Source organism: Adhaeribacter soli (assembly GCF_008727925.1).
GTDB lineage: Bacteria > Bacteroidota > Bacteroidia > Cytophagales > Hymenobacteraceae > Adhaeribacter_A > Adhaeribacter_A soli.
Genome location: NZ_VTWT01000005.1, coordinates 245891 through 263642, shown reverse-complemented (window position 1 = coordinate 263642; position 17752 = coordinate 245891). Strand labels below are relative to the sequence as shown.

Here is a 17752-nt window from a genome sequence, read left to right as displayed (position 1 = left end):
TAAAACCTTGAGCCTATGTCGCTCTTTTTGAATAGTATTCTTCCTCGCATAAAACAATTTAGTGCCTCTTTAGATCAGAAGGAATTGTTTGTTGATAAGCCTTGGGCGGTTATAGATGAAGAACTGAATCAGCAAAAATACATTTTCCGAAGAAGCGGCGAGCTGATAATGTCTTTAAACGGGCAAGTTTCTATGGGTGCTTGGGAGTATTTGCCAGAAGCAAAGTGTATCCTGTTGGATCGAGTTTCGGATAAGATTCTACTGAATCATAATTTTCTAAATCCTGCTGTAATGATTTTAAAAAAAGATGGTTATAAAAATGCGAATTTGATTTTAGCAAATGAAGTTCTTATTCCTGATTTGGATGTAGCCACTTATTTGCAAAATCTGTTGGATAATAAGAATTGTGAAGATAAACTGACTATAGATAAAGCTGAAGAAGAATATCGAAATAAGAATAATAATGTGATAGAAACAGTAAATGGAGAAAAGTTACAAGTTGCTTTTTCAAAATCATGGAAACTTAAAGGAACAAAAGTTTTCCAAAAAGGAACACTAATAGATGATGGGATTTATGAATTATATAAAGGTAAATTTTATGAAATTGTAAATGGTGAGATCATAAATACTTATTTTAGGCAATCATTCAAGACGAAATTAGGTCTAATTCAAGTTGAAAAAGAGGTTGACCAGCTTGGTTTCTCCGTTGGAAACTTAGTGTTTCTAAATGGTTTACCTGCTCCAAACGGGAAATATAATTTAGGGTTTTTGTCAAAAATTTTAGTTGAGAATGGGAGGATAAAAAACTCTACATTTTTCTAATCATCCTCGCCTTGGAATTGTTTAAAGCAAGGATGCTTAGAAGCCTATTGTTTTAAGTTAAAAGTCTATGATCTTTTACTGTAAGCTACGCATACTGCCCCAGCATCTTCACCAACACCTGGAAATCCTTCGGGTAAGGCGCTTCTACTACAACCGGTTCGCCGTTCAGTAATTTAAAGCCCAATTGCGTCGAATGCAGTGCAAAACGTTTGATGAGCGGTTGTTCTTCGGTTTGCTGTTTTAAGTTGAATTTACGTTTCAGGCTGGACAGGAATAAAACTTCGCCGCCGTAGAGTTCATCGTTCACAATCGGCGCTTTCAGATACATCAGGTGCAAACGGATCTGGTGCATGCGGCCGGTAATGGGTTTGCAGGCGATCAGGGAATGTTTGGCGTAGGTTTCGATGGTATTGAAAATGGTTTGCGCGGGTTTACCTTTAAAGGCCAGTTTGGCTTTCCCCTTGGTGCCCGGTTCAATGGCGCGGTCTACTTCCACATTCTCGAATTTATGCACGCCCCACACTACCGCATGGTAGAGTTTATCTACCTCGCGGTTCTCGAACTGCATGGAAAGGTGGCGGTAAGCTTCCGGGTTTTTGGCAATGGCAAGCGCGCCGGAAGTTTCTTTGTCGAGGCGGTGACAAACCTGGGCATCGGGGTGGTATTGGCGGGCGAGTTTGAGGAGGTTGGTGGCGTTCAGAGCGCGGTCTTCCAGGGTGGCCAGGAACGGGGGTTTATTTACAACTATAAAATCGTCGTTCTCAAAAATAATGAGGTCGGTAAAAACAGGATATTTCATGCAGGGTTTTTCGTTGCTTTGGCTACCGTTTTTTAGCATTTTCACGAAACGGCATTCTGCAAAGGTACGGAATTTACCCCACCTAAATCCTCCCCTAAAAACAGGGGAGGACTTTTCAACCACCCCCGAACCCCTCCTTGAAAAGGAGGGGAGCTTTTGTTTCTGCTAATTGTTAGTTTTTGTGCATTAACATCTACTGTTCATAGCTTAAACAGAACTGCCGGTTTTAAGTTGAATATGGTTTTGCTGCGCCTGAATTATCCTCTCTGAGAAGAAGAGGTTATTGAGGATCAGCTAAATCATTTAAATCCTAAAAATCCTGATTCAAACAAAAAGCCCTCCCCTGTTTTTAGGGGAGGGTTGGGTGGGGTCAGTTGGGCTTCTTATTGGCCTTCAGTAATTTGAATTTAAGGGTGGTGCCTTTACCTACTTCGCTGGAAACCTCCAGGGCGGAGCGATGGGCTTCTATTATGTGCTTGCAGATAGAGAGGCCGAGGCCGGTGCTGCTGCCGGTGGTTTCGCGGCTGCGGCTTTTGTCTATGCGGTAAAAACGCTCGAAGATCCGGGCCTGGTGTTCTTTGGCAATGCCGGCGCCGTCGTCGCGAACGGTTACTAAGATGCGCTTTTTGCCGTCTTTCAGGGTAAGCCAGATGTTGCCGTTTTCGCGGCCGTATTTTATGGCGTTGTCTATCAGGTTTATGAGTACCTGCTTAATGCGGTGCGGATCGGCGTATACGCGGAGGTGGCTTTCGATGTCGTAGAACAGGTGCAGTTTAATGCCGCGGGAAGCCGCTTTTTGTTCCAGTTGCTCGAAAACTTCGTTGGCCAGTTCCATGATGTCGAAAGGCCGTTTTTCCATTTTTACCACACCTTTTTCCAGCTGTGAAATGGTGATCAGGTCCTGCACCAGCGTATCTAAACCGTCGAGGCTTTTGGCAGCTTTCTGGAGGAATTTGTCGCGCACGTTCACATCGTCTACCGCGCCATCTAATAAGGTATGGATAAAGCCCTGGGCGGCAAAGATCGGGGTTTTCAGTTCGTGCGATACATCGGCCAGGAATTCGCGGCGTAAGGCCTGCAGGCGTCTCAGTTCGTCGATCTCCTTCTGCTTCTGTTCGGCCATCTGGTAGATCTCGTCCTTGATGCGTTTCAGCGGTTCGGGCCGGAACAGGAATTTGTTGCTCATCCGCCGGAATTCCTTGCGCTTAATATGCTCCAGACCGGCGTAAATGTTGTTGATTTCCCGGAAAACCAAGGCTTCGTAGGAAAAATAGACCAGAATAAAACTCACCCCGAAGGTAATGCCCAGCCAGAAGATCTTAGCCCGGGGCCCCAGAAGATCGGAAACAGCCAGGTAGCCCACCACCATACCCGCTACTGCAAGAGAAATTAAAATGGCAATGCTGCGGGAACTCATACTTTGATTCGGATGCGGGGCTGGAACAGCGTCTTTTGCGGTTTTTTTGGTTTACAAAGATACCGTTTTATCTGATTGCTAAATTGTTGATTGTTAATTGCTGATTGTTTTCTGAATTGAAATAAAATGGTAAAGCTTCGGTTTCGAAGAGTAATGCGGCAATAAGCTCTCTGAAGTGAAGCCTATCTAATTTTTTCCAATCAGCAATTAACAATCAACAATTCAATCAGTATTAAACTTATACCCCACACCTTTTATGGTCTGGATGTTCTCTTCGCCGATCTTTTCGCGGACTTTGCGGATGTGCACGTCTACGGTGCGGGGAATTACGAATACGTCGTTGCCCCACACGTTGTCGAGCAGTTCTTCGCGGCTGAAAACTTTGTTGGGTGTGCCGGCTAAAAATGCCAGGAGCTCAAATTCTTTTTTCGGGAGTACAATTTTCTGGTCGTTCTTGTAAACGGCAAAGCTGGTACGGTCTATACGCAAGCCGCCGATGGAAATTTCCGGGGTTTGCTCGGGATTCTGCTGGTTGTCGCGGCGGACGTAGGCGGCCAGGCGGCTCATGAGGGCGCGCGGCTTTATGGGCTTGGTAATGAAATCGTCGGCGCCGGCTTCGAAGGCCGCTACTTCGGAAAATTCTTCGGAACGGGCCGTTAAAAACAGGATGTAGGTGTCTTTAAAACGCTTTTGTTCGCGGAGGTGGCGGCAGGCGGCAATTCCGTCCATTACCGGCATCATTACGTCGAGGAGGATAATGTCGGGGCTGAAGGTGATGGCGGTTTCTACGGCTTTTTTGCCGTTCTCAGCGCTGGCCACTTCGTAGCCTTCCTTGGTTAAGTTATACTGCAGCAGCTCAATGATATCCGGATCGTCGTCTACCAGTAGTACTTTATATTTCGCGTTGTTTTGGCTCATGATTTCAGGAAAACTCAACTTTGGTGTAATTCAGGCTTCCGGTTACAAATTTCCGGTTATGCAGCGGTTAAATCAACCCCGAACCTGATAATTAACAATTACTTAACGTATGAGTTTCCATTTGTGAAAGGTAGAACAATTTTACTCTTCCGGATTCTCCCCTTCAGGGGAGCCAGGGGGGGGTTTACACCTGCTGATACTTCAACCGGAGTTTAACATCCCTTTATATGCTCAAGGGGATAGTCATTAGCCAAAATGAAGCGGCCCTGATCAGAGAAGAGGAAATCTTATTTACGGTTTCTGCATCCTGATAGACGGAAAAAGCAGATCCGGGCTCCTGGTACTCAGGAGCCCGGATCTGCTTTTTATTTTACAGCTGAACAAAGACTTACGATACGGTGATGGCGTAGCTGCACTCGAATTTCTGGCCCGGCGGCAGCGTAATTATTCCTTCTTTTTCGCGAAGGTCGGTTATTTTTCCTTCCGGGCTGGTTATCCCGTGCCACGGCTCAATGCAAACGAAGTCGGCGCCCGGCACATCCGGCGTCCAGATACCCAGGTACGGGAAGCCGTGCAGTTCCAGTTCTACCTGGTGGTTATTCTTCTCCGATCTCAGGCGCACGTTCTGGAGCGGGTTGTTTTTCAGAACGATGGCATCCTTTTCGAACAGTTCCCGGCGAAGCGGCAGTTTTTCAGCATTTTTTACTACGGTTTCGGTTTGTCCGCTCAGCAGGCCGTCGTGCAGCAGGCTCCGCTCCAGGGTTTGTGGTTCGCCGAATTCCAGAAAGTAATCCGAGAAATTATCGCCGTTCAGCGGACAGTTAAAGCCTGGATGACCGCCAATGGAAAAAGGCATTTCTTTTTCGTCGAGGTTCTGCACCCGGTAATCCACCTGCAGGCGGTTGTCGTCGAGGGCATACAAAACTACCAGGCGGAAATGGAAAGGGTAGTGGGCCAAGGAAAGGTCCGACCAGTTTAGCGCCAGTGTCAGGGTGCTTTCGTCGCTTTCTATGGTTTCAAAGATCATGTCGCGGGCAAACCCGTGGCGCGGCAAATGGTAGGAGTGGCCGTCTAAAAGGTACTTATGCTCCGGCAGCGAACCCACGATCGGAAACAGCACCGGTGCGTGCCGGCCCCAAATCTTGGAGTCGCCCTGCCAGATGTATTCAACGTCGTCGGTCAGATTGAGGAAACTGCAGACTTCGGCGCCTTTGGCCTTAACTTTTACTTCGAAACGGGAATTGCGCAGCGTGTGGATCATAGTTGAAGGGTTTAGTTGGCGTTTAAAAGGTAAGCAATTATACGGGCATACCCTAATTTTTCGTTCAGAGTTATTTAACAGACATCACGCAAGCAGGAGAATGGTCCCCCTTTAGGGGAGGAGGGAGGAATTTACGTTATTTGATTTTTAAAATGATCAGATAAATCTCCTGTCCTCCCCCTACCCCCTCCAAAGGGGGCCCTTCAAAAACTCGCGTTAGGTCAGGTATTTAATTCCTGAGCTGCCGGATTGTTTTGGCCGCTGGCAATAAAGTCCGGTTCCGGTTAGAAACAGCAAGCCGTTTTAAAAAAGACAGGGTTTATGGGGTTTGTTTAAGTTATTTGCCTTTTCTTTGACTTGGATTTCGGCGGCAAAAGCCTGCCATTTTTATGTTCGGATTGAATTTATTTGAAGTAATCGGTACCGTTTCCGGAATACTGGGCGTGTGGCTGGCCGCGCGGCAAAACGTCTGGACCTGGCCGGTGGGGCTCCTCAGCGTAATTGTTTACACGATCTTCTTTTTTCAGATCAAGCTGTATGCCGATATGTGGTTGCAGGTTTTTTACATTGGCGCAAGCCTTTACGGCTGGTACGAATGGCTGCACGGCGGAAAAAATAAATCCGAACTTCATGTTTCCACCCTGCCTTCCCGCGGACGCTTGCTGGCTGTGCTTACCGGCGGCATCCTGACTTTGGTGCTGGGTTTTTTATTCCAAACCTATACCGATGCGCATTACCCGGTGCTGGATTCTGCATTGGCGGCTTACAGCCTGGTAGGGCAGTTTCTGCTTACCCGCAAAAAGATCGAAAACTGGATATTGTGGTTTGTGGTTGATGTAGCTTACGTAGGCTTGTACTGGGTAAAAGGGGCTTACCTAACGGCATTCCTGTACTTTATTTTCCTCGGACTGGCCGTGCAGGGTTTTGTTTTATGGCGGAAAGAACTAAAAGCAGTCAGAGCATGAAACGCATTGCCATAACCGGCCCGGAATCGACGGGGAAATCTACGCTAGCGCAACAACTGGCTACTCATTTCAACACCGTTTGGGTACCCGAATTTGCCCGCGATTACATTGCAGACCTAAACCAGCCTTATACGCCGGAAGACCTGGAGAAAATTGCCGCCGGTCAACTGGAATTACAGCAGGCAGCCGAAAAGCAGCAGCCTGAAATCCTGTTTACCGATACCGAACTACTGGTTATAAAGGTCTGGAGCGAAAACGCCTTCGGTTCCTGCCCCGCCTGGATCCTGGAAAAACTGGAAAGCCAAACTTTCGATTTGTACCTGCTCATGGATGTAGACCTGCCCTGGGAACCCGACCCGCAACGCGAACACCCGCACCTCCGCAATTACTTTTTTCAGCTTTACAAAACCCAATTGGAGCAATACGGTTTTCCTTACCAGATCATTTCCGGCACCGAACAGCAACGGTTTCAGGCGGCTTTGAGAGCGTTGCAGAATGTCTGAACCGGGATCAGGATTTGCAGGATTTAAGGATTTTCAGGACAATTGTCTGAATCAGAATCAGAATTTTTAGAATTATAGAATTTTCAGAATTGAAATTTTATTGGAAGCCAAGGCTTAAGATTTTGTCAGGATTTATACCTGAACGCATAAAGAAATGCTATTAAAGGAATTCCACCTTGGTCTGTGTCGCACAGGCCGAAGCAGAATTGCCTGTTTTGGTAGGAGTTTTTAGCAGCAGCAAAGTGTTCTGTACGCCGCAGCCCTTGGTAAACAGCACTACCAACCTGATGAGATTCCTTCTGCCGTCGGAATGACGGAAAATAAACAGTAGCATTTTTAGCAAAAAAACTGCTTTATGCCGACAAGGTCCTTCATATCTACGCTCGCAAGTTTCGCACTCCCTTGCTCACTTGTGTTCAGGATGACAAAAAAGAAGGAGTAAAATTATCTAAAAACAATATTAAATTCAGCCCGAAAACCTAAACATCAACCTCACCAATGCTATCCGAAATCACTCCGAAACAACTAAAAGAAAAACTCGCCGCCGGCGAAAACCTGCAACTGATAGACGTACGGGAGCCGGACGAATTTGAGATCTGTAAAATTGAAGCCAGCCAGTTGATTCCCTTAGGCGAAATTCCCGGGCGTGTCGGTGAAGTAGACAAAACCAGGCCGGTAGTAGTAATTTGCCATCACGGGTTCCGGAGCGCACAAGCCATTCAGTATTTGAGCCAGCGGTTCGGTTACGATAACCTCCTCAACCTGAAAGGCGGCATTCACGAATGGGCGTTGCAGGTAGATCCCGGAATGCAGGTTTATTAAAACTGATTATTGGATTAAAAGCTTAGCAGGCAAATTATCTGAATCGGAATCAGAATTTTCAGAATTAACAGAATTATAGAAACGAAGTTCGGGGGAGCCAATTTTCAGGATTTTTAATCTATCCATGTACGGACAGGGCTTGACTGTCCCACGCATATCGCCAGCGCAGCGCCCCCGAAAACCACGTTAGCAGATAAAAACTAAATAAAAGAAGGCCCAATTGGAGGGAAACTGATACCAGTTTCTAAGGAGAAAGACTTTGGATTAACCGGTGCCGAGGCACGAGGCAGCCCGGTAGGGCAGGTGAATCCACGGCTTTCGAGTTAGAAACGAAGCCACCCGGCTTGAGGGAAAAGCTCAATTGGATGTCGAAAGTAATGCGTTAAAGAAGTCCTTTCTTCTTCGGGCTAGCACAAGACAAATCGGTTTAACTAAAGACAAAAGTTGCCTCTGAATTATCCGCATAAGTCATTTTTGAGGCTCACGCCTCACTGAAGTTGAAAACTTCAGTTCATGCATAGGTCTAGGTTGAAAACTTGAACCAGTAATACTGAATTAGTGAATTTACAGGCGATTCAACATTTAAGCCAGCCTTCAGTTATCCAGTTCTTTAATAATACTCTTTATTAAACCCTAATCAGAAACAGTAGGATAATGGATGGAAAAACTACCAAGCTATAAAAATAATTTAGATATTTTTAAGAAATACGCTCGTAATCTGATAGATAATAGTAATTTTGCATTGCAAATAGAAGTCCTTAATTTTATTTGCCATGCGTTCAGATCAGCCCAAAGTTCTCTTCGAAGCCCTTACTTACGACGACGTCCTGTTGTTACCGGCCTACTCCGAAGTTCTCCCTAAAAACACCGATATTACCACCCGCTTAACCCGCAATATCCGGTTAAACGTGCCTTTAATTTCCGCCGCCATGGATACCGTAACCGAAGCCGAAATGGCTATTGCCATGGCCCAGGAAGGCGGAATCGGCATTGTGCACAAAAACATGACCATCCGGGCGCAGGCCGAGCAGGTACGCAAGGTGAAACGGTCCGAAAGCGGCATGATCCTCGATCCGGTTATCCTGCTCGAAGATGCCCTGGTAGGCGATGCCCTGCGGCTGATGAAAGAAAATAAGATCGGCGGCATTCCGGTGGTAAATTCCGAAGGAAAGCTTACCGGTATCATTACTAACCGCGATTTGCGTTTCGAGAAAAACCGCGAACAGCCGATCTCGGCCATCATGACCCGCGAAAACCTGATCACCGGCCCGAAAGGCATCAGCCTGGAAAGCGCCGAAGAGATCCTGCAGCAATATAAGATCGAAAAGCTACCGGTGGTAGACAACGATGGCAAACTCATCGGGCTTATTACTTACAAAGACATTCTGAAAAAGAAAAGCCACCCGAATTCCTGCAAAGATGAATACGGACGTTTGCGCGTAGGCGCTGCTGTGGGCGTAACCGGCGACATGTTCGAGCGGGTGGCCGCCCTGGTTGAAGCCGGCGTGGACGTGATCAGCATCGATACCGCACACGGACATTCCAAAGGTGTACTGGATGCAGTTAGCGCAATCAAAAACAAGTTCCCGAAACTGGAAGTAATTGCCGGCAACGTGGCTACTGCCGAAGGCGCCAAAGCACTGGCCGATGCCGGAGCCGATGCCGTGAAAGTAGGCGTAGGTCCGGGCAGTATCTGCACCACCCGCATAATTGCCGGTATCGGTGTTCCGCAGCTTTCAGCGGTAATGGAAGCGGCCCGCGGCCTGGAAGGGACCGGTGTTCCGGTAATTGCCGACGGCGGTATTAAATTCTCCGGCGATATTGTAAAAGCTTTGGCCGGCGGCGCAAGCTCCGTAATGGTGGGGTCTTTACTGGCCGGTACCGAAGAAGCGCCGGGCGAGATGATCATTTACGAAGGCCGGAAATTTAAATCGTATCGCGGCATGGGTTCTATCGAGGCCATGGAAGTTGGTTCGAAAGACCGTTATTTCCAGGATGCCGAAGACGATATCAAGAAACTGGTGCCGGAAGGCATTGTAGGCCGCGTGCCATACAAAGGTTTGGTGGCCGAAGTAATTTACCAGATGGTAGGCGGTTTACGGGCCGGTATGGGCTATTGCGGCGCGGCCAGTATCGAAAAGCTGCAGGAAGCCAGAATGGTGAAGATCTCTCCGGCCGGTCTGCGCGAAAGCCACCCGCACGATGTACAGATTACCCGCGAAGCGCCGAACTACAGCCGTTAAGGTTTCGGCGCTTCGGCGCTTTATTTTTTCTTTGTTTTTAATTTGTTCATTATCAGGTAAGTTGATCTGAAGCAAATATTATTTGTTTACTATATTAGCTTATCGCTAACCTTTTTCCTATTATTCAGTATTGAGTTCAGAGTACAATTTATAATTCGAAGCAGGCTTTAAGCACAAATGCCCTATACTACCCGTTTAAAACGTTCTTATGCGGCGCTTGCTGTTGCCAGTTGGTTGCTGTTGCTGGGCAATATCATTCTTTGCATAAAAACGAATGTAAACCTGCAGGAAGGTTCGGTTTATCTGCATCTGAATAATGTGCTGGTGGTGGCCTTTACGCTGGGCGTGTTTATGGCCCAGCACCACAATACCGAGCATTTCAAAGGCACCGACTTCCTGACCTACCTCTGGAAGCTGTTTGCGCGCGCCGGAATTGCTGCCTACGTTTGCCTGGTACTGCACCTGGGCTACGAAATAGGCTCGCGGTACTGGTTCAACCCGAACCCTTACCTGGAGAATGTCATTTACAACATCAACTTTGCCCTCTTTATTTACTTCCTGGCCAAAGCGTTCAACACCTGGAAAAGGCTCATCCTCTTTCAGAAATCGAAAGCCTTGCACGTGGAATGGCGCTGGTTTGAATGGCTGATGTACGGTTCTTTGCTGCTCACGCTTTTCAACGTGAACTACATTACCTACATCTTTATCCCGCTCATGTGTTTGCTGGTGCTTTACATCTTTTTTGTAAGCGTAAACCTGCGGTGGGTAGCCTACCTGAACCTGACCAAAAAGTGGCGTTCTATCTTTCTGCTGGGAGCCATTCTGGTTAGTATTTTCCTTTTTGCCAAGTATTTTCAGATCCAGAACGATAACCAGACGTTGGTGGTAAACCACGGCGATCATCCGTTCGTGCTGCTGATGCTCTTCTTCGTTTTTGTGTATTCGCTGGCTTCGTTGCTGGTGGCGGTTTTCAGTTTGCCTACTTCCAAGGTTTTCGAACAGAAGCGCGAAGACTTACTGAACATTCAGCGGTTAAGCCAGTCCATTCAGCAGGGGCAGGACGAATCGCAAGTGCTCGATATTTTCTTCGATAGCGCCATCCGTGCTTCGGGCGCCGATGCGGCCTGGCTGGAAGAACTCCGGACCGAAGAAATGGTTACGCACACGCTGAACCTGGACACCGCTAAAATAGACCTTATCCGCCAGGTGCTCAAAAGCCTGAACCTGAACAACGTCGATTATATCAACAACAACCTGGATATGAATTATCATTTCCGGGAACTGGGTTTGCCTTTTAAATCGATGCTGGTGGTGGCCCTGAAATCGAACAAGGAAACCTTCGGGGTACTTTACCTCCTCAAAGACGTGGAGCATGCCTTCGACCGGGAGACCGTGAATACCGTAAGGACCTACACGAACCAGACCATTCTGACCATTGAAAACCTGCGGCTGATTGAAGATTCGTTGCAGAACGAACGCTACAAGGAAGAGCTGAAAATTGCCAGCGCCGTGCAGGACAGCCTCATTCCGAAATCGTTCCCGAGCGACAGCTGGTTTCAGATCAGTACGTTTGCCAAAGCGGCGAAAGAAGTAGGGGGAGACTTTTATGACTTCCTCATGCTGAGCGAATCGAGGATCGCCATTATCATCGGCGACGTGTCGGGGAAAGGGGTTTCGGCGGCGTTTCACATGGCCCAGATGAAGGGTATTTTTCATGCTCTGATGCAGGACAATCTAGATCCGGTGGTGTTTATGCTGAAAGCCAATTCTGCCCTGAGCCGATGCCTGGAAAGAACCTCGTTCATCACCTCTTCGTTGTATATAATCGATTACAAAATGCAGGGGCTCTCGTTTGCGCGGGCAGGGCATTGCCATACGCTGTACTATAACTCTATGACCGAGGAAACGTTCTATTTCCAAACCGAAGGGTTGGGTTTAGGGATCATCCGCGATGCCAGTTATGCCAAGCGCATTCACAAGCTGCACTACGATTATAACCCCGGCGACGTAATGGTGATCTATACCGATGGCGTAACCGAAGCCCGGAGCCCTACGAACGAAGAATACGGCGAAGACCGGCTGCGGGAAATGCTCATGCAAACCTACCACCTGGAAGCCGATGATATAAAATATGCGATTATTAATGACCTGAATGAATTTACCGGGGACGCCCATATTCACGACGACCAGACGCTTCTGGTAGTAAAATTTAAAAATGTTCAACCTAAATTTCAGATGTGACGTAAAGGAACTGCGATGAAAATTACACACGAAATCAAAGACAATACCATCACAATTAGCCTGGATGGCGAATTGGATGCCAGCTCATCTGTATTACTGGATGAAGAGTTATCGAACCCTTCGATCATGAAGTACAGTAAAATTCTAGTAGATTGCGCCAAGCTGAACTACATTTCTTCAGCCGGTTTAGGTGTGTTCATTTCGCACCTGCAGCGCTTCGAAGATTCCCAGATCAAGCTTATTTTCTACAACATGCAGGAAAAAGTGAAAAACGTATTCGAAATCCTGGGTCTCGATCTGCTCATGACTATCGTTTCCACCTACGACGAAGCAATGACTGTCGCGAATGAATAACAGCATCCGGATCAGCTGTAGTAAGAAAAACCTTAAAACGATCCGCGAATTTGTAACGCAGTACCTGAGCCAGTACGAACTGTCGGACATTGTCCTGAACCAGATCGTGCTGGCCGTGGATGAGATCAGCGCTAACCTGATCATTCATGCCAACCAGGAAGATGCCAGTAAGTTTATGGAACTGGCCATTGAACGGTTAAACGGGCAACTGCTGTTCGAAATCTCGGATAACGGTATTTCTTTTCAGCATTCAAATTACAAAGAGCCCGACATCGAGGAGCATATCCGGATCGGGAAGAAGGGAGGCGTTGGCATTGCCATCGTTAACCGGATTATGGATAAGGTGGAGTTCACTTCCAGAAACGGGCGCAACATTTGCCGCCTGTATAAAACCGTGTTTTAAAAACCCGCCTCCTGTAGGCGGGTTTTTCCTTGAAATTCCTATCATTTTTTGGGAGCTTATCCTCTATAGAACCGCTGTAATCCCCAGATGTTATAAGTTTGTCTCAAAAAAAATCGTTAAAATTGCGGCACTCGAAATATTAACTTTATATTCGTAGCCAGAAAGCTGATTTATTTTTCCGATTTTAACTTATGCGTAAACACTTATTAGTAATAGGGGCTGTTACCCTGTTATGGACGAGCTGCAAAACCAGTAAACCATCTGCCAGCCAGAACCAGCCAGTAATTGAAACCATCGGTTCGAAACCGGTTTACACGTCAGAGTTTCAATACGTTTACAACAAGAACAACGCCAACGCCGACAATGCTTATTCCAAAGAAAGCATTCAGGAGTACCTTAACCTGTACACCAATTTCAAGCTGAAGGTAATGGAAGCCGAAGCCCGCGGCCTCGATACCACCGAAGCCTTCCGCCGGGAACTTGACGGCTATAAACAACAATTAGCTCAGCCTTACTTAACGGAGAAAAGCGTAACCGATCAGCTCGTGCGCGAAGCGTATGACCGGATGCAGAAGGAGATCAACGCCTCGCACATTCTGCTTACCGTAAACCCGGATGCCGAACCGAAAGATACCCTGGAAGCTTACAATAAAATTGTTGCCTTGCGCAAGCGAGCACTGGCCGGCGAAGATTTCGAAATGCTGGCCCGGGAAAATTCTCAGGACCCTTCGGCCAAAGAAAACGGCGGTCGTTTAGGTTATTTCACGGCGCTGCAAATGGTTTACCCGTTCGAAGATGCTGCTTATAAAACCCCGAAAGGACAGATCTCGCAGCCGGTGCGTACCCGTTTCGGTTACCACATCCTGAAAGTGAACGATGTGCGCAATGCCCAGGGCGAAATTAAAGTGGCCCACATTATGGTGCGCGCAACGCCGGGCATGCCTAAGGCCGATTCGGCCGAAGCAAAACGCAAGATCGACGAAATTTATAACCGCGTTCAGAAAAAAGAAAGCTGGGATAAACTTACTTCCCAGTTCTCGGAAGATGCAGGCTCGGCGAGCAACGGCGGCGAACTACCTTGGTTCGGTACCGGCCGCATGATCCCGAGCTTCGAAGAAGCCGCTTTCAACCTGAAAAACCCGGGCGATATTTCGCAGCCGGTGCAAACGCCTTATGGCTGGCACATTATTAAGTTAATTGAAAGAAGAGGCCTGCCGACTTACGAAGAAACCGAAGCTTCCCTGCGCGGCCGTGTAGCGAAAGATTCCCGTTCTGAACTGAACAAAACGGCTTTCTTAAAGCGCATCCGTACCGAAAATAAATTCACCGAAATTAAAGGCTCCAAAGAAATTGCTTTCAGTAAAGCAGATACTTCGCTTACAGCCGGCCATTTCAAATACAAGCCTGCTTCTGCCAAAGACAAAGTAGGCGATACGCCGCTGTTCCTGATCGGCAATAAGAAGTACACCATTAAAGATTTCTTCGAGTACGTAAGCGCCAACCAGCAGCCAAGAAAAAGCGGCACTCCGGCGCACTACATGCAGAGCCTTTACGACCAATACGTAGAAGCCAGCCTGATGAACTTCGAGAAAGCCAACCTGGAAAACAAATACGTAGACTACAAAATGCTCGTGAAAGAGTACCGCGACGGTATTCTGTTGTTCCAGTTAATGGACGAAAAAGTATGGAGCAAAGCGATTGAAGACACTACCGGCCTGAAAGCGTATTTCGAGCAGAACAAAGAAAAATACAAGTGGGATACCCGCGCGCAGGCAACCATCATCAGCGCTGCGAGCAAAGACCTGCTGAACAAAACCCAGAAATTACTGGCCGGCGGCCGCTTCGAAAACAAGAAACTGGAGCCGAAATCTCTGAAGTTCGATGCCGGTAAAGATGCCTTCACCAAAGAAACCCAAACGGCCCTCGATAACCTGGTAGCCCAGCTGAATGCCGACGAAGCCTTAACGGTAGAAGTTAGCGGCAGCGCCGACGCCAAGGAAGCAGCCAAAAACAAGAACCTGGCTAAAACCCGCGCGCAGAAAGTAGTTACTTATTTAACTTCCAAAGGCATTGCTGCCAACCGCATTAAAACGGTAACCGCACCGAAAGTAAAAGCAAGCCGCGCCGTAAACCTGACGTATTACTCTTCCGATCCGGCGGTGCTGGAAAGCAACCTGAACGAGAACAATCCGCTGGCCGTACAGATCACGAGCAAGAAATTCCAGAAAGGCGAAAACAAAGCCCTGGATGAGATCGAGTGGAAAGAAGGAACCTTCCCGGTAGAGCGCGATGGCCGTTTCATGCTGATAAAGATCGAGAAAGTATTGCCGCCAACGTACAAAAACCTGAACGAAGCCCGCGGCATTGCCACTTCCGATTACCAGGCTTACCTGGAAAAACAGTGGATCGATGAACTACGTGCCAAATACCCGGTGCAGGTAAATCAGAGCGAAGTAGACAAACTTATTAAGAAACAGTAGGTTTTAGATAGAAAAAAGGCGCTGCTTTACCGGCAGCGCTTTTTCTGTTTAGGCCGGGAATATTTTCCGGCCCGAAATCAAATTTACCGGCGGGCTTTTGCGTTAAGGCTAATAGGTCTTATATGTTAGCAGCAGGCCATATTTTTTATTTTCAATGATCGTATCTAAAAACAGTATATTTTTAAACCAAAAAGTCTGGGCGTTCCTGTTTTGCTGGGCCCTGCTGGTACCGGCTTTCGGGCAGCAGCGGAAAAACCCGGTTATCGACGGCATTATCGTAAAGCTCGATAACCAGATTATTCTGAAGTCGGAACTGGAAATTAACCATGCCCAGATCGTAGCTTCCGGCCAGGCCGATTCGCCGAACCTGAAGTGCGAGATCCTCGAAAACCTGGTAATGAACAAGCTGATGCTGGCCCGCGCCGATGCCGACTCCGTAGTGGTGCCGGACGAGCAGGTGAAAGGCGAACTCGACCGCCGCATGGCATACTTTGTGTCCCAGATCGGCAGCGAGCAGAAACTGGAAGAGTACTACAACAAGACTATAAAGCAACTCAAAGACGAGCTCCGCAAGCAGGTGCGCGACCAGCTGGTGCTGCAACGCATGCAGGACAACATAACCGGCAGCATTTCGGTTACGCCCAGGGAGGTCACCAATTATTTCAACCGGATTCCGCAGGATAGCCTGCCGTATTATTCTACCGAGGTGGAAGTGGGTCAGATCGTGAAGATAGGAAAGCCAAGCCGCAAAAACCGCGACGAAGCCCGGAAAAAACTGGAAGACATTAAAAAACGGATCGAAGCCGGTGAAGATTTTGCTACCCTGGCCCGCCGTTATTCCGAAGATCCTGCCTCGGCAGCCGATGGCGGAACGTTAGGCTTTTTCAAGAAAAAAGAACTGGTTCCGGAATACGAAGCCGCCGCTCTTAGCCTGGAGCCCGGTAAACTTTCCCGCGTGGTAGAATCACAATTCGGGTTTCACCTTATTCAGCTTATTGAGCGCCGGGGAGAAGAATTCAATACCCGCCACATTCTGATAAAACCGGCCGCCAGCGAAGTGGATATGGCCGAAACCGCCGCCCAACTGACCAAGATCCGGGCCAGCATTCAGAAAGACAGCATTTCGTTTGCTAAAGCCGCCAAAGAATTCTCCGACGACCGCGCAACCAAGGACAATGGTGGATTATTTGCCAACCCACGCGATGGCAGCCCGTACATTCCGCTGGATAAACTGGACCCGACCGTTTTCTTCATCATCGATACCATGAAAGTAGGGCAGATCAGCAACCCGATGCCGTACCGGACCGAAGACGGCAAGCAGGCCCAGCGCATTATTTACCTGAAATCGAAAACACCGCCGCACCAGGCCAACCTGAAAGACGATTACCAGAAGATCTCGGCGGCCGCCCTGAACGATAAAAGAAGAAAAGCATTAGATACCTGGTTCGATAAGAACCGGAATTCTGTATACATGGAGGTGAACCCGGATTATCAGAGCTGCAACCTCCTGCAAACGCCGAACTAACGAACTATGAAGCAATTTCAATCCGATAAAGAAGCTGCCGATGCGCTGTTTCAGAGCGTAAAAACCCTGAACCAGGAAATTTCGAAAGTAATTGTAGGTCAGGATGAAGTAGTAAGACTGGTACTTACCGCTATTTTTTCTCAGGGCCATTGCTTACTGGTTGGAGTACCCGGCCTGGCCAAGACCTTGCTTATTCATACCATTGCCTCTTCGCTGGACCTGAGCTTCAACCGTATTCAGTTCACGCCCGACCTGATGCCTTCTGATATTGTAGGTTCCGAAACCATGGACCAGAGCCGGAATTTCCAGTTCGTAAAAGGGCCGGTGTTCTCCAACATTATTCTGGCCGACGAAATTAACCGCACGCCGCCTAAAACCCAGGCCGCGCTGCTGGAAAGCATGCAGGAATATTCGGTAACCGTTGCCGGAAGGAAATACGATCTGCCGCGGCCGTTCTTCGTGCTCGCCACCCAGAACCCGATCGAGCAGGAAGGTACGTATCCGTTGCCGGAAGCCCAGCTCGACCGTTTCATGTTCAACATTACCCTGGGTTATCCTTCTTTCGAAGCGGAAAAGCAGATCGTGAAAAACACAACCAGCGGCCAGAAAGCTACGGTAAACAAAGTGCTTCATTCCGAAGAAATTATGGCTTTCCAGGAGTTGGTGCGCCGCGTGCCGGTGGTAGACAACGTGGTAGATTATGCCGTAAAACTGGTGCACAAAACCCGCCCTAATACCGGTATGGCCGCTCCGGTTGCCAACCAGTTCCTGGAATGGGGCGCCGGCCCGCGGGCTTCGCAGCACTTAATTGTTGGAGCTAAATGCAATGCCCTGCTGAACGGAAAATACTCTCCGGATATTGAAGACGTGCAGGCGGTTGCCCTGCCGATTCTCCGCCACCGGATCGTGCGCAATTTTAAAGCCGAAGCCGAAGGAATAACTACCGAAAAAATTATTCAGGATCTGCTGTAAAAAAATGCTATCCTTTTTCTCTGAAAA

15 protein-coding genes are annotated in these 17752 nt (G+C 48.0%); 11 read left to right on the top strand and 4 right to left on the bottom strand.

The window, feature by feature from the left end:
• The first annotated feature begins 15 nt into the window (after nucleotides 1–15).
• Entirely contained in the window at nucleotides 16–822 is an 807-nt protein-coding gene (locus tag F0P94_RS10715) for a hypothetical protein (protein ID WP_150903878.1), read from the top strand.
• Nucleotides 823–907: 85 nt separating this feature from the next.
• Here the strand turns inward: F0P94_RS10715 and F0P94_RS10710 are convergent, their stop codons facing one another.
• The 4 genes from F0P94_RS10710 to F0P94_RS10695 all read right to left on the bottom strand — a co-directional run bounded on the left by F0P94_RS10710 (nucleotide 908) and on the right by F0P94_RS10695 (nucleotide 5217).
• Nucleotides 908–1621, bottom strand: coding sequence for an RluA family pseudouridine synthase (locus F0P94_RS10710; protein WP_150903877.1), 714 nt, complete (start codon nucleotides 1619–1621; stop codon nucleotides 908–910).
• Nucleotides 1622–1991: 370 nt separating this feature from the next.
• On the bottom strand, nucleotides 1992–3038 hold the full coding sequence (locus F0P94_RS10705) for a sensor histidine kinase (RefSeq protein WP_150903876.1): 1047 nt from the start codon (nucleotides 3036–3038) through the stop codon (nucleotides 1992–1994).
• A gap of 222 nt (nucleotides 3039–3260) precedes the next feature.
• Nucleotides 3261–3956, bottom strand: a complete 696-nt coding sequence (locus F0P94_RS10700) for a response regulator transcription factor (RefSeq protein ID WP_150903875.1) — start codon at nucleotides 3954–3956, stop codon at nucleotides 3261–3263.
• A 388-nt stretch (nucleotides 3957–4344) separates the two neighbouring features.
• A complete protein-coding gene (locus F0P94_RS10695; RefSeq protein ID WP_150903874.1) occupies nucleotides 4345–5217 on the bottom strand; it encodes an aldose 1-epimerase family protein in 873 nt (290 codons plus the stop codon).
• A gap of 389 nt (nucleotides 5218–5606) precedes the next feature.
• On the opposite strand from F0P94_RS10695, the gene pnuC reads away from it, so the two are divergent.
• From pnuC to F0P94_RS10645, 10 genes are all read left to right on the top strand, one after another.
• Nucleotides 5607–6182 carry a nicotinamide riboside transporter PnuC gene (gene pnuC / locus F0P94_RS10690; protein WP_150903873.1) on the top strand — a complete coding sequence of 192 codons (576 nt, stop codon included), beginning with the start codon at nucleotides 5607–5609 and terminating at the stop codon, nucleotides 6180–6182.
• Nucleotides 6179–6685, top strand: a complete 507-nt coding sequence (locus F0P94_RS10685) for an AAA family ATPase (protein WP_150903872.1) — start codon at nucleotides 6179–6181, stop codon at nucleotides 6683–6685. Before pnuC ends, F0P94_RS10685 begins: the two co-directional genes overlap by 4 nt.
• 498 nt (nucleotides 6686–7183) lie before the next feature.
• Nucleotides 7184–7507 carry a rhodanese-like domain-containing protein gene (locus tag F0P94_RS10680; RefSeq protein WP_150903871.1) on the top strand — a complete coding sequence of 108 codons (324 nt, stop codon included), beginning with the start codon at nucleotides 7184–7186 and terminating at the stop codon, nucleotides 7505–7507.
• Nucleotides 7508–8280: 773 nt separating this feature from the next.
• Nucleotides 8281–9750 (top strand): IMP dehydrogenase, encoded by a 1470-nt coding sequence (gene guaB / locus F0P94_RS10675; protein WP_150903870.1) that lies wholly within the window; start codon nucleotides 8281–8283, stop codon nucleotides 9748–9750.
• A 177-nt stretch (nucleotides 9751–9927) separates the two neighbouring features.
• Nucleotides 9928–11991, top strand: a complete 2064-nt coding sequence (locus F0P94_RS10670) for a PP2C family protein-serine/threonine phosphatase (RefSeq protein ID WP_150903869.1) — start codon at nucleotides 9928–9930, stop codon at nucleotides 11989–11991.
• Nucleotides 11992–12006: 15 nt separating this feature from the next.
• The gene (locus F0P94_RS10665; protein ID WP_150903868.1) at nucleotides 12007–12345 is read left to right on the top strand and encodes an STAS domain-containing protein; all 339 of its coding nucleotides are present in this window, start codon (nucleotides 12007–12009) and stop codon (nucleotides 12343–12345) included.
• Nucleotides 12338–12748: an ATP-binding protein gene (locus F0P94_RS10660; protein ID WP_150903867.1), complete on the top strand. Its 411-nt coding sequence runs from the start codon at nucleotides 12338–12340 to the stop codon at nucleotides 12746–12748. The genes F0P94_RS10665 and F0P94_RS10660 overlap by 8 nt, the downstream gene beginning before the upstream one ends.
• A 191-nt stretch (nucleotides 12749–12939) precedes the next feature.
• A complete protein-coding gene (locus tag F0P94_RS10655; protein WP_150903866.1) occupies nucleotides 12940–15228 on the top strand; it encodes a peptidylprolyl isomerase in 2289 nt (762 codons plus the stop codon).
• 154 nt (nucleotides 15229–15382) lie between these two features.
• A complete protein-coding gene (locus tag F0P94_RS10650) occupies nucleotides 15383–16753 on the top strand; it encodes a peptidylprolyl isomerase (protein ID WP_150903865.1) in 1371 nt (456 codons plus the stop codon).
• A 6-nt stretch (nucleotides 16754–16759) separates the two neighbouring features.
• The gene (locus F0P94_RS10645; protein WP_150903864.1) at nucleotides 16760–17725 is read left to right on the top strand and encodes an AAA family ATPase; all 966 of its coding nucleotides are present in this window, start codon (nucleotides 16760–16762) and stop codon (nucleotides 17723–17725) included.
• Nucleotides 17726–17752: the final 27 nt, after the last annotated feature.